Genomic DNA, 12,430 nt, shown 5'->3' on the forward strand with positions numbered 1-12,430 from the left:
GGCGTCCGTCCGGGATTGAGGGCTATAACCGGCCTGCAACCCGCCTCAGCATCCGCACACGCTTGCCGATCGGGTGGATGTGACGAACCGGACAACGGAACCGGCTACCTCCGGCGCGGCGTACAGCGTCGACGACCGGTCGGGCGTCGAGTTGCTCGTCGAGGTCGGAACGCTGCTCTCCGCGTCGACGGTGACGGCGCTGGACAGCGGCCTCGAACTGTCAGTGGTCGCGGTGGCCGCCTACGTCGGCGGCCGGCGCGGTGAACTCGTCGTCCGCCCGGCGTCCAACCCCGGCCCGACCGACCCGTTCCCGCTCGCCGGCGCCGAGGCCGCGGCGGGGCCCACCAGCCTGGCGGACGCACCGGGCCTCACGCCCGGCCTCCCGCCGATGCCCGAGCCCGGCGTCCACGCCGCATCGGTTCCGCCGCCGCTCACCCCGGCGGCCGGACCGGCTCCACTCCCCGACCTTCCGGCCGGGACGCCCGGCATCGGCGCCGCGCCGGGCCTGAGCGACATCCAGTGGCAACGCCTGGACGAGGGGCGGCCGATCGTCGACGCGACCAGCCTCGGCGGCCCGGCCGTCCTGCTCCCGGTGTCGCACGAGGGGCAGGTCCTCGCCGCGCTGCGGATCGGCGGCCTGGTCAACGAGGCCGCGGTCGTCGAGAACCTGAAGTCCGGCGAGCGGGGCGAGGTCGCGGTCGGCGCGGGTGCGCTGATCGGTGCCGCTATCGCGCGCCGCCGCACGCTGGCCGCGGACGAGAGTGAAGAGCGCCAGGCCCGCGCGATCCTCGACCAGATCGGCTCGGTGATCGTCCAGGTCGACATGCTGGGCCGGATCTCCTACGTCAACCAGGCGTGGACCAGGCTGACCGGCATCCCGACCGAGGACATGATCGGCCGGAACGCGATGGACCGCGTCCACCCGGACGACCACCACGTCGCGGCTGAGCACCTCGTCGAAGGCATGCGCGACCAGGCCCAGCGCACGATCAAGGACGTCCGGTTCCTCGACCGGGACGGCCGCCCGCGGTGGATGGAGGTCCAGGGCAAGGCGATCCTCAACGCCGCGGGCGAGGTCATTGGGTTCGGCGGCACGCTGCACGACGTCACCGAGCGCCGCCAGGAGACGTTGAACGCGAACGCCGCCCGCGACCGCGCCGAGCAGGCCCGCGACCGTGCGGAGCGCTCGAACCGGGCGAAGAGCGAGTTCCTGTCCCGGATGAGCCACGAGCTGCGTACGCCGCTCAACGCGATCCTCGGGTTCGCCCAGCTCCTGGAGCTCGCCGAGCTGGACCACGAAGACGCCGACAACCTCAACCAGATCGTCAGGGCGGGCAGGCACCTGCTCGCGGTGATCAACGACGCGCTCGACGTCGCCCGGATCGAAACCGGGCGGCTCTCGCTCTCGGTCGAGGACGTCCGGGTCGAGCCGGTCGTCGACGAGTGCCTGGACTTGATGCGTCCGGCGGCGGAGGAGAACGGCATCGCGCTGGGCCGGCCGACCGCGTCCGACGTCGGCATGATCGCCCGCGCCGACCGGCAGCGGCTCCGCCAGGTGCTGATCAACCTGCTGTCGAACGCGGTGAAGTACAACCGGCGCGGCGGTCAGGTCACGGTCGAGTACCACCCGGCCGACGACGCCGGGAACCGGGTCGCGCCCGAACTGGCCGACTGGCTGCGGATCACCGTGGCCGACAGCGGCATCGGCATCCCCGCCGACCGGCTGAACGAGGTCTTCGTGCCGTTCGAGCGGCTGGGTGCCGAGCGGACCGGGGTCGAGGGCACCGGCCTGGGCCTGTCGCTGGCCAAGAGCCTGATGGACGCGATGGGCGCCCGGATCAGCCTCAGCAGCATCGAGGGCATCGGGACCACGTTCCACCTCGACCTGCCCGCGATGGCAGCGATGCCGGACAGCGACCATCCCCCGGTCCTGGACCTCGGCCCGAACGGTCCGACGCTGGCCACGACGACCGTGCTCTACGTCGAGGACAATCCGGCGAACGTCACGCTGGTGCAGCGGGTGCTGAGCAAGCGCGAGAAGCTCCACCTGGTCGTCGCGCCGGACGGTGCGTCCGGGGTACGGCTGGTCGAGGAGCTCCGGCCCGCGCTGGTGCTGCTCGACGTGCACCTACCGGAGATGAGCGGCGACGAGGTTCTCGCGGCCGTGCGCAACCACGCCGATCCGGTGCTGCGCCGGACGCCGGTCATCATCGTCACCGCCGACGTCTCCGGTGGCGCCGAGCGGCGGCTGCGGACGGCGGGCGCCGACGCGTTCATCGCGAAGCCGATCGACGTCCACCGGCTGCTGACCGAGGTCGATCTGCACCTCACGTGAGGGTGGGAGGCGCGGTGCCCGTTGGGTCGGCGGCGTGGGCGTCGTACCAGGCGAGGAGGCCGGGGACGTCGACCCCGTGCGGTGGTGACTCGGCGTACGGACGCAAGCGGGCCACACCCCGGGCGAACAGGCGCGCCGATCCTGCCCGGTTGCCGCGCTGCGCGTGGGTGATCCCGACGCAGAACTGGGCGAGGCCCTGCCAGAGCTCACGCTCCGGCTCCGGCGCGGCCTTCCAGGCCGCCTCCAGCACCTCGTGCGCGGAGAACGCACGCCCACTGTCCAGCAGACGCTGAGCCTCGGCGAGCGTCTGCGGCGGCGGCAACGGCTCCTCCGAGACCGGGGGGACGCCACGGGGGTCGCCGTACGGCAGCGGACGTCCCAGCGCATCCCGCGGACGCGCCTGTCGCGGCCGCCCACGGTCGTCCCGGTCCCGGTTCACGGTTCCATTCTCCCCCGCCCGGACAGCGGGGGAGACCGTGGCGAGGGTTACGCGTCCGGCTGGGACGCCGAGCGAGGCGGAACGCCGGCCACGCCGGACGCGCCGGTCGCGGTGTCGGAGCGCAGCTTCTCGTAACCGGGCGCGACGCGGGTGGGGTCGAACTCCACCACGGTGTAGTCGGCCAGGCACTTCTCGGCGTAGGGGTCGAGCGAAAGGCGCCGGTTCAGCTCCTCGCGGTCGAGGCCGTCCGCGAGGATCACGCCGCCGTGGCGCGGCACCCGGCGGCCGGAGGCGACAAAAACGCCATCGGCGAACTGGCTGTCGAGCCAGGCCAGGTGGGCCTCTTCCTCGGCGTCCACTTCGGAAATATCAGCGACGTAAGTGAGTGTCACAACGAACATTCGCGCACCCTATCGGCTGCGCGCCACCGCCTTGGTGGCCTTTGGGCGAACCGGTCTTAACGCGCACGTGGCCTGGGGAAACGGAGTGACGTAGCCCTCCCAGGGGAATACTCCATCGGCCAGGTAGGGTTAATCGGTCCGGAAAGTCACGCACCGTGTCCGAACCGTCGAAGTGAGCTCCGCCCGATGTCCGCACCAACCTCCGCCTCCGTCTCCAGCGCCGCCGCCGAGTGGACAGCCTGGCGCACGTCGCGGCTCGCCTCCGTCACCGCGCCGACCGGCAACCTCGCGCTGGTGGAAACCCGCTGGTCAGCGCCGGATGAGCCGGAGCCGGTCGTGGAGTTGGCGGACGGGGTGACGGTCACCCGGCTGCAGCGGCGCAACCTCACGACCGGAGCGGTCGAGCACGGCATCCGCCACTGGGACGCGAACTCCCCGGCGATCCAGCATTTCGAGACGATCGACGTATTTCCGTATAACCCGGACCTGGTCCTCAAGGCAACGCTGCGTAGCGACGGTGAGCCGAAGCGCGTGCCGTTCGAGCATCTCCGCGACAACGGGCGGACGCGCGACCTCGCGGTGCCCGGCGACATTCTGCTCACCCGGGCGGGCGTCGACTACACGCTGAACGCGTTCGACGACGACGGCACGCTGCTGCTGGTGTTCGGCGACGAGACCAACGGCGTCGACACGTACGCCGCCGGGCGGTTCCTGTTCGTCGAGCGGCAGCCGGGCGCCGATCGGGTCGTGCTCGACTTCAACCGCGCGTTCGTCCCGCCCTGCGGCTTCTCGGCCGAATACAACTGTCCGATGCCGCCGCGGCAGAACCGCCTCGCCGGCCGGATCGAAGCCGGCGAGAAGCTGCCGGTCTTCCGCGGCGGCTTCGCGCCTTCCTGAGCACGGCCGGGCGGCGGCGCCCCGCCGGAGAGCAACCGACCGCGTGCCGCACCGGCCCGCAGTCGCAAACCCCACCCCAACCCCCCAGCCAGCGGTGGTTCGCCGCGTGGCGTAGAGATCGGATTTGTGTGAAACGGAAAGCAGTGATCGGCGGGATCCTCACCGCGGTGCTGGCGCTCGCCGCCTGCGGCGGCGGAAACGACGACGGCGGGTCGGGGACGGCGGACGCGAACGCGATCATCCAGGTCGGCTCGCTCTACGAGCCGCAGAACCTGGACAACACGAACGGCGGCGGGCAGGGCGTCACCGAGGCGTTCAACGGCAACGTCTACGAGGGGCTGTTCAAGCTCACCGACGAGGGCAAGGTCGAGCCGCTGCTCGCGGCTGATCACCAGGTCAGCCCGGACGGCCTGACCTACACGTTCACGCTGCGCGACGGCGTGAAGTTCCACTCCGGCAAGGCGCTGACCTCGGCGGACGTCAAGTACAGCATCGAGAAGGTCACCGCGGAGAACTCGCAGTCCGCGCGCAAGAGCAGCTTCGAGGTGATCAAGAGCATCGCGACGCCGGACGCCAAGACGGTCGTCGTGACGCTGTCGAGCAAGTCGATCTCGTTCGTCTACAACCTCAGCTACGTCTGGGTGATCAACGACGAGGCGAAGAACCTCAGCACGACCGAGGACGGCACCGGGCCCTACAAGCTCAGCGCCTGGAAGCGCGGCTCGACGCTGACGCTGACGAAGTTCGACGGCTACTGGGGCACAGCTCCGAAGAACAGCGGCGTGGTCTTCCACTACTTCACCGAGGCGACCGCGCTGAACAACGCGCTGCTCACCAACCAGGTGGACGTGGTGACCTCGGAGCAGTCGCCGGACGCGCTCGAGCAGTTCGACAACGACGACTACACGATCAACGACGGCAAGTCGACGACGAAGCTGCTGCTCGCGTTCAACGACAAGGTCGCGCCGTTCAACAAGGTGGGCGTCCGCAAGGCCGTGTCCTCGGCGATCGACGACGCGAAGCTCCTGCAGTCGATCTGGGGCGAGTACGGCACGCTGATCGGCTCGATGGTGCCGCCGACCGACCCCTGGTACGTCGACCTGACGAAGGTCAACCCGTACGACGTCGCGCTCGCGAAGAAGGAGCTGGCCGCGGCCGGCTACCCGAACGGTTTCACGTTCACGCTCGACACCCCGAACTACGACCCGCACCCGACCGTCGCGACGTTCGTCAAGTCCGAGCTGGCGAAGGTCGGCATCACGGTGAACATCAACGTGATCACCGCGGACGAGTGGTACACGAAGGTCTACAAGAACCACGACTTCGCCGCGACGCTGCAGGAGCACGTCAACGACCGGGACGTGGTCTGGTACGGCGACCCGACGTTCTACTGGGGTTACGACAACCCGCAGGTCACCGCGTGGGTCAAGCAGGCCGAGCAGTCGGACACCGAGGAGCAGCAGACCGCGCTGCTCAAGAAGGTGAACGAGCAGATCGCGCAGGACGCGGCTTCGGACTGGCTGTACCTGTATCCGCAGATCGTGGTCGCGTCGTCGAAGCTGTCGGGGTACCCGGTCAACGGCCTGAACTCGCAGTTCTACGCGTACGGCATCACGAAGAGTTGAAACCGGTAAAGGTTCGGGAGCGCGGGTCGCTGGGGAGGTACCTACTCCGGCGGCTCGCGTTCCTGCTCGTGTCGTTGCTGCTGGCCAGCGTCGTGCTGTTCGTGCTGCTCCGGATGCTGCCGGGTGACCCGGCGAACGCGCTGCTCTCGGTCGGTGCGACGCCGGACCAGATCGAGGCGGCGCGGCACCAGATCGGCACCGACAAGCCGCTCGTCGAGCAGTTCCTGCCGTGGCTGGGCGACCTGGCGACGTTCTCGTTCGGGACGTCGTTCGTCAGCTCGCTGCCGGTGGGGCCGGAGATCGCGTCCCGGCTCGTCGTGACCGTGCCGCTGACGCTGCTCTCGTTCCTGCTGGCGCTGCTGATCGCGGTGCCGGTCGGGTTCGTCGCGGCGTGGCGCTCGCACACCTGGTACGGGGCTTTGCTGAACGGCGTGTCGCAGCTGGGCATCGCGGTGCCCGCGTTCTGGATCGGGATCCTGCTCGTGACGGTGTTCGCGCTGGAGTGGCGGGTGCTGCCGGCCGGTGGGTTCCCGTCCGACGACTGGGCCAGCTTTCCGGACGCGCTGCGCTCGCTCGTGTTGCCGATCCTGACGATCGCGCTGGTGATGTCGGCGTCGCTGATCCGGTACGTGCGGTCGGCGACGCTGGACGTGCTGGGCTCGGACTACCTGCGGACCGCGCGGGCGCTGGGCTCCTCGTTCGTCGGCGCGATGTGGCGGCACGGCGTGCGGAACGGGGCCGTGCCGGTGGTGTCGATCCTCGGCATCGAGCTGGCCACGACGTTCCTCGGCGCGGTGGTGGTGGAGAGTGTGTTCGCGCTGCCGGGGCTGGGGTCGCTGCTGATCCAGGCGATCGACCAGCACGACTACCCGGTGATCCAGGGTGTGCTGTTCGTCAGCACGCTCGCGGTGCTCGTCATCGGCTTCCTCGCGGACCTCGCGCAGCGGCTGATCGACCCGCGGCTCCGGTCGGGATCGGTCGTATGAGCCGCCGGCGATCGGTGGCGCTCGTCGTGGGCGGCGTGCTGGTCGGGCTCGTCGTGCTGATCGCGCTGGTGTCGCTGGTCTGGACGCCGTACGCGCCGGACGACACGACCGGCGGACGGCTGACCGGAGCCACGGCGGAGCACTGGCTGGGCACCGACAAGCTCGGCCGCGACCTGGTGACCCGGCTGATGATCGGCGCCCGGATCGCGCTGGCGACCGGGGCCGGCGCGGTGCTGCTCGGCGGCGTCGTGGGGGTGACGTTCGGGCTGGCGGCCGGGTTCGCCCAGCGGTGGTTCGACGACACGCTCGCCGCGCTGCTGGACATCCTGATCGCGTTCCCGACGCTGCTGCTGGCGATGCTCGTGGTGGCCGCCCGGGGGGCGTCGCTGACGTCGGCGGTGCTCGCGATCGGACTGGCGATGGCGGCGATCGTGGCGCGGCTGACCCGGATCCTGGTGAAGCGGGTGCTGGCCCAGGACTACATCACCGCGTCCCGGACGTCCGGCACGTCGTGGCCCCGCGTCGTCGTGGAACACGTGTTGCCCAACATCTGGCCGACGCTGAGCGTCAACCTCGCGTTGCAGTTCGGGCTGGCGGTGCTGGCCGAGGCGTCGCTGTCGTACCTGGGGCTGGGGCCGCCCCCACCGAACGCGTCCTGGGGGCAGCTGCTGCAGGAGGCCCAGGCCACCGTGCTCACCGCGCCGATCGGTGCGCTCGCGCCGGGCATCGCGCTGGTGCTGCTGGTGGTGGGCGTGAACCTGGTGGCCGACGGGCTGCGGGACGTGGCGGATCCGACTCGTCGGAGGTCTTCGTCGTGAGCGTGCTTGCTGTCTCCGGCCTGAACGTGCGTGGTGATCGTGCGCTGGTGTCCGATCTGTCGTTCACGGTCGACGCGGGGGAGCGGCTCGGGCTGATCGGCGAGTCGGGTTCGGGGAAGTCGCTGACGGCGTTGGCGTCGGTCGGCCTACTCCCCGCGGGCCTGACCGCGTCCGGAAGCGTCCGGCTGGGTGCTGCCGAGGTCGTGGGAGCGTCCGATCGTGTCCTGAACACCGTCCGGGGCCGCGCGGCCGCGATCGTGTTCCAGGAGCCGCTGACCGCGCTCGATCCGCTGATGCGGGTGGGTCGCCAGGTCGCGGCGCCGCTGCGGCGGTTCGGTGCGGTGCGCGGCCGTGCGTTGCGGGCGGCCGTGCTGGACGCGCTGGCCGAGGTGCGGCTGGACGACCCGGCGCGGATCGCCCGGGCCTATCCGCACCAGATCTCCGGGGGCCAGCGCCAGCGGGTGGCGATCGCGATGGCGCTGGCGTGCCGCCCGGCGTTGCTCATCGCGGACGAGCCGACCACCGCGCTGGACGTCACCGTGCAGGCCGAGGTGCTGTCGCTGCTGGACGGGTTGGTGCGTGACCGGGGCATGGGGCTGCTGTTCATCAGCCACGACCTGGCCGTCGTCTCGAAGGTCACCGACCGGGTGATCGTCCTCGAGCACGGTGTGGCGGTCGAGCGTGGTGTCCTGACCGACCTGCTGCGCGCACCGCAACACCCGTACACGCAGGCGCTGGTGACCGCCGCCCGCCAACTGGACACCGCACTGGAGTGGTCATGAGCCTGCTGGAGGCCCGCGACGTCGGGTTCGCCTACCGGGGCGCGTCGGCGCCGGTGCTCAGCGACGTCTCGGTGGCGATCACCGAGGGGCGCAGCACGGCCCTGGTCGGTGAGTCCGGCGCCGGCAAGACGACGCTGCTGCGCCTGCTGCTCGGCCTGGCCCGCCCGACCAGCGGCGCGGTGCTGTTCGACGGCGTGGACGTGCGGTCCGCCGGGCGGGCGTTCCGGCGCAGCGTCCAGACCGTCTTCCAGGACCCGTACTCGTCGCTCGACCCCCGGCAGCGGGTCGGCCGGATCGTCTCCGAGCCGCTCCGCTCGCTCGGTCTGCCCGGCGACCGGGGCGCTGCGGTGGCCGCCGCGCTGGACGCCGTCGGGCTACCGGCCGACGTCGTCGACCGGTACCCGCACGAGTTCTCCGGCGGCCAGCGCCAGCGCATCGCGATCGCGCGGGCCATCGTCTGCGAGCCCCGGGTGCTGCTCGCCGACGAGCCGGTCAGCGCGCTCGACGTCTCGACCCGGGTGCGGATCGTCGATCTGCTCGCGGAGCTGCGGGAGACCCGCGGGCTGACGCTCGTGATGGTCTCCCACGACCTCGCGGTGGTGGCCACGCTCTGCGCGCACACCGCGGTGCTGGAGCGCGGGCGCATCGTGGAGCAGGGCGAGACCGCGTCGGTGCTGGGAGCCCCGTCGCACCCCTATACCCGCCGCCTGGTGAGCGCCGTCCCCCGGCTGCCTACGCTCGGATGAGCTCGGCGACGCCGAGGAGCAGCCGGTCGACGTGCTCCTCGGTGCTGCCGAGGCCGACGCTGGCCCGCACCGCGGACGTGCCGAGATCGGCACCCACCCGGGCGGACGCGTCGGCCAGCAGCCGCTGCGAGAGTGGGTGCGCGCAGAACAGCCCGTCCCGGACGCCGATGCCGTGCCGGGTCGCCAGGTGCGCCGAGACCTCGGGCGCCGGAACCCCGGCGACCGCGAAGCTCACGATCCCGACCCGGTCGTGCCCGACGGGGAACGTCCGGAGCTCGCCCACGCCGGGCAGCGCGTCCAGCCCCTCGCGGAGCCGCTCGACCAGCGCGGCCTCGTGCGCGGTCAGCGCGTCCCGATCGGACTCGGCCAGGGCCTCGCACACCGCGGCCAGCGCGACCGCGCCGACCAGGTTCGGGGTGCCGGCCTCGTGCCGCGCGGGGCCTTCGTTCCACTCGACCCGGTAGCCCCCGTCCTCCGCGGCGACGTACGCGGTCGCGCCGCCACCGGCCAGGTACGGGGCGGCGGAATCGAGCCAGTCCGCGCGCCCGGCCAGGACGCCCGCGCCGAACGGGGCGTACAGCTTGTGACCGGAGAGCGCTAGGTAGTCGACGCCCGAGTCGGCCAGCGACACCGGGCGGTGGGGCGCGAGTTGGGCGGCGTCCACCGCGATCCGGGCGCCGTGGCGGTGCGCCACCTCGGTCAGCTCGGCGATCGGCCAGACCTCGCCGGTGACGTTCGAGGCGCCGGTCACCGTGACCAGGACCGGCCCGGTGAGCCCGGCGAGCGTGAGATCGAGGGTGTCGATCGCCTCGCCGGACGTCCGGGGCACCGGCAGCGAGACCGTCGTGCCCCACGGCAGCAGGTTCGCGTGGTGCTCGCCCGCCCACCCGACGACCGTCGTCCCGGACGGGAGCGCCCTGGCCAGCAGGTTCAGCGCGTCGGTGGTGTTGCGGGTGAAGATCACGTGGTCGTCCACGCGGGCGCCGACGAAGTCGCCGATCGTCTGCCGGGCCCGTTCGTAGGCGAGCGTGCTGCGCTGCGACGCCGCGCCCGCACCACGGTGGACGCTCGCGTACCAGGGGAGGATCTGGGTCACCGCGTCCGCGGCGGCGGCCAGGCACGGGGCAGTGGCCGCGTAGTCGAGGTTGACGTGGTTGGTGATGCGACCGTCGGCGAGGGTCACCGGCAGGTCTGCACCCAGGACGGGAAGCGCCCGAAGGGGGCGGGCAAGAGTCACCGTGGCGAGCATAGGCGTCACTCCCTGTAGAAGGGGACCCCGAAAAGGTCCGCGCTTGCCCCACGGTTTCCTTGACAAGCGCGAGCCGCCGTACGTACAACGTACGTAACACGTACGGAGTACGTATCGAGGAGGCGCCATGACGCTGACCAGCAACCAGCCGGTGGTGCGGGCCGTGCGACCCCCCGGCCGCTTACGGGCCGAGCTGTTGACGGCGGGCTCCTGGTCGGCCCGGCACGGCGTGGCCCGGGTGGCGATGAAGCGCGCGCGGAAGCAGGGCGACCTGCAGGCGACGCTCTTCTCCGACCCGGCGGTCCGCGCGAACCCGTTCCCGCTCTACGCGCAGATCCGCGAGCGGGGGCCGGTGCTCAAGGGTTCGTTCCTGGCCGCCACCGCCAGCCACGCGGTCGCCGGAGCCACGCTGCGCAGCGACGCGTTCGGCGTGGTGGCCGATCCGAGCACGTTGCCCGCACTGCCCCGCTGGCTGATGACGCGTCCCGATCGGACGATCGGCCCGGTGACGCCGCCCTCGATGCTGGCGGTGAACCCGCCCGACCACACCCGGTACCGGCGGCTCGTCTCGAAGGTGTTCACGCCGCGGGCGATGGCCGCGATGCGCGGCCGGGTCGGTGAGCTCGCCGACGACCTGCTCGACCGCGCCGAACGGGAGAGCCGCGGCGAACCGGTCGACCTGGTGAGCCGGTACGCGAGCCTGCTGCCGGTGACGATCATCGCCGAGATCCTCGGCGTGCCGACCGAGATGCGGTCACAGTTCATCGCCTGGGGCAGCACCGCGGCACCGGTGCTCGACATCGGACTGACCTATCGCGAGTTCCGCCGGGTGGACCGGGCGATCCGCGAGCTCAACGAGTGGATGTCCGGCCACTTCGCCCGGCTGCGGCGGGAGCCCGGCGACGACCTGCTCAGCCAGCTCGTCCGGGTCGAGAACGAGCTGACCGAGACCGAGCTGCAGGCGATCGCCGGGCTGCTGCTGGCGGCGGGCTTCGAGACCACGGTCAACCTGATCGGTAACGGGGCCGAGCTGCTGATGCAGAACGAGGACCAGCTGGCCGACCTGCGCGCCGACGCGAACGGGTGGGGCAACGCGGTCGAGGAGATCCTGCGGTACGAGTCCCCGGTGCAGAACACCGCCCGGCTGGCGCTGCACGACACCGAGGTCGCCGGCGTGCCGGTGCGGGCGGGCACGTTCCTCTCGGTCCTGATCGGTGGCGCGAACCGCGACCCGGAGGTGTTCGACGACCCCGAGCGGTTCGACATCCACCGGACGAACGCCCGCGAGCACCTGGCGTTCTCCAGCGGCGTCCACTACTGCCTGGGTGCGGCGCTGGCGCGGATCGAGGGGGAGGAGGCGCTGCGCCGGCTGTTCGAGCGCTACCCGAACCTCGCGGTGGCCGGGCGTCCGCTGCGTCGCCCGACCCGGACGCTGCGCGGTTACGTCGAGCTGCCGGTGCGCCTCGGATAGCGTGAGCCGGTGAGGAAGTCTCCGGAGCCGGTGGTGCGGCTGGTCCTGACCCGGGAGCGGATCGTCCACGCCGCGGTGGAGCTGCTCGAGCGGCACGGCGCCGAGGCGCTGTCGATGCGTGCGGTGGCGGCCGAGCTCGGCGTCGCGGTGATGTCGCTCTACAACCACGTCCCGAACAAGGCCGCGCTGATGGAGGGTGTGGCCGAGTACGTCGTGGCCGGCCTGGACGTCGTGCCGTCGGGGACAGGGGACTGGCGCGAAGAGGGCCGTGCGCTGGTGCGCGCTTTCCGGGCGGCGGCCCACGAGTACCCGCAGGCGATGCGGGTGGTGCTCACGCACTCGATCGACAGCACGGCGGCGTCCCGGCTGGCCGAGCGCGCGCTCGCGCTGGCGGCCGAGGCGGGGTTCGAGGGCGCGACCGCGGTGCGCATCGTGCACGCGCTGATGGCGTACGCGGTCGGCTCCCAGTTGCAGGCGCTCTGGCTCGGCCAGCTGATCGATCGGGTCTCCGAGGGGTCGGCGCCCGCGCTGGCGCGCGTGGACCCGGCGCAGTTCCCGCACGTCGTCGCGTCGGCACCGGCGTTGCTGGCGCACGATCCCGAGGCCGACTTCGAGTTCGGCCTGGATCTGCTGGTCGCCGCGATCGACGCGCTGCCCCGCAGAGCGTGATCCGCCATACTG

At 71.7% G+C, this 12,430-nt stretch carries 12 protein-coding genes; 9 read left to right on the forward strand and 3 right to left on the reverse strand.

All coding sequences use genetic code 11. The features are described 5' to 3' along the window. Positions 1–79: 79 nt before the first annotated feature. Positions 80–2,335: an ATP-binding protein gene (locus BUB75_RS04890; RefSeq protein ID WP_073251794.1), complete on the forward strand. Its 2,256-nt coding sequence runs from the start codon at positions 80–82 to the stop codon at positions 2,333–2,335. On the opposite strand, the gene BUB75_RS04895 is transcribed toward BUB75_RS04890, so the two are convergent. Together BUB75_RS04895 and BUB75_RS04900 are read right to left on the reverse strand one after the other, a co-directional pair. Beyond that, a complete protein-coding gene (locus BUB75_RS04895) occupies positions 2,328–2,774 on the reverse strand; it encodes a DUF309 domain-containing protein (protein ID WP_073251795.1) in 447 nt (148 codons plus the stop codon). The two genes, BUB75_RS04890 and BUB75_RS04895, sit on opposite strands and share 8 nt — an antisense overlap. Positions 2,775–2,821: 47 nt before the next feature. Beyond that, on the reverse strand, positions 2,822–3,175 hold the full coding sequence (locus BUB75_RS04900) for a YciI family protein (protein ID WP_073251797.1): 354 nt from the start codon (positions 3,173–3,175) through the stop codon (positions 2,822–2,824). A gap of 186 nt (positions 3,176–3,361) precedes the next feature. Here BUB75_RS04900 and BUB75_RS04905 point away from each other — a divergent pair, with 186 nt between their 5' ends. From BUB75_RS04905 to BUB75_RS04930, 6 genes are all read left to right on the forward strand, one after another. Next, positions 3,362–4,072 carry a DUF1684 domain-containing protein gene (locus BUB75_RS04905; protein ID WP_073251799.1) on the forward strand — a complete coding sequence of 237 codons (711 nt, stop codon included), beginning with the start codon at positions 3,362–3,364 and terminating at the stop codon, positions 4,070–4,072. A 122-nt stretch (positions 4,073–4,194) separates the two neighbouring features. Then, on the forward strand, positions 4,195–5,697 hold the full coding sequence (locus tag BUB75_RS04910; RefSeq protein WP_073251801.1) for an ABC transporter substrate-binding protein: 1,503 nt from the start codon (positions 4,195–4,197) through the stop codon (positions 5,695–5,697). Between the two features lie 29 nt (positions 5,698–5,726). After that, positions 5,727–6,683 carry an ABC transporter permease subunit gene (locus tag BUB75_RS04915; RefSeq protein ID WP_073252817.1) on the forward strand — a complete coding sequence of 319 codons (957 nt, stop codon included), beginning with the start codon at positions 5,727–5,729 and terminating at the stop codon, positions 6,681–6,683. After that, entirely contained in the window at positions 6,680–7,501 is an 822-nt protein-coding gene (locus BUB75_RS04920; protein WP_073251803.1) for an ABC transporter permease, read from the forward strand. The genes BUB75_RS04915 and BUB75_RS04920 overlap by 4 nt, the downstream gene beginning before the upstream one ends. Continuing rightward, the gene (locus tag BUB75_RS04925; protein ID WP_073251805.1) at positions 7,498–8,283 is read left to right on the forward strand and encodes an ATP-binding cassette domain-containing protein; all 786 of its coding nucleotides are present in this window, start codon (positions 7,498–7,500) and stop codon (positions 8,281–8,283) included. Before BUB75_RS04920 ends, BUB75_RS04925 begins: the two co-directional genes overlap by 4 nt. After that, positions 8,280–9,029, forward strand: coding sequence for an ABC transporter ATP-binding protein (locus tag BUB75_RS04930; protein WP_073251807.1), 750 nt, complete (start codon positions 8,280–8,282; stop codon positions 9,027–9,029). The genes BUB75_RS04925 and BUB75_RS04930 overlap by 4 nt, the downstream gene beginning before the upstream one ends. Here BUB75_RS04930 and BUB75_RS04935 read toward each other — a convergent pair. Continuing rightward, a complete protein-coding gene (locus BUB75_RS04935) occupies positions 9,016–10,278 on the reverse strand; it encodes an aminotransferase class V-fold PLP-dependent enzyme (RefSeq protein WP_084740221.1) in 1,263 nt (420 codons plus the stop codon). The genes BUB75_RS04930 and BUB75_RS04935 overlap by 14 nt on opposite strands. Positions 10,279–10,522: 244 nt before the next feature. On the opposite strand from BUB75_RS04935, the gene BUB75_RS04940 reads away from it, so the two are divergent. After that, a complete protein-coding gene (locus BUB75_RS04940; RefSeq protein WP_073252819.1) occupies positions 10,523–11,749 on the forward strand; it encodes a cytochrome P450 in 1,227 nt (408 codons plus the stop codon). A gap of 9 nt (positions 11,750–11,758) precedes the next feature. Next, on the forward strand, positions 11,759–12,418 hold the full coding sequence (locus BUB75_RS04945) for a TetR/AcrR family transcriptional regulator (RefSeq protein WP_073251811.1): 660 nt from the start codon (positions 11,759–11,761) through the stop codon (positions 12,416–12,418). Positions 12,419–12,430: the final 12 nt, after the last annotated feature.

Source organism: Cryptosporangium aurantiacum, assembly GCF_900143005.1.
GTDB classification, from domain to species: Bacteria; Actinomycetota; Actinomycetes; order Mycobacteriales; family Cryptosporangiaceae; genus Cryptosporangium; species Cryptosporangium aurantiacum.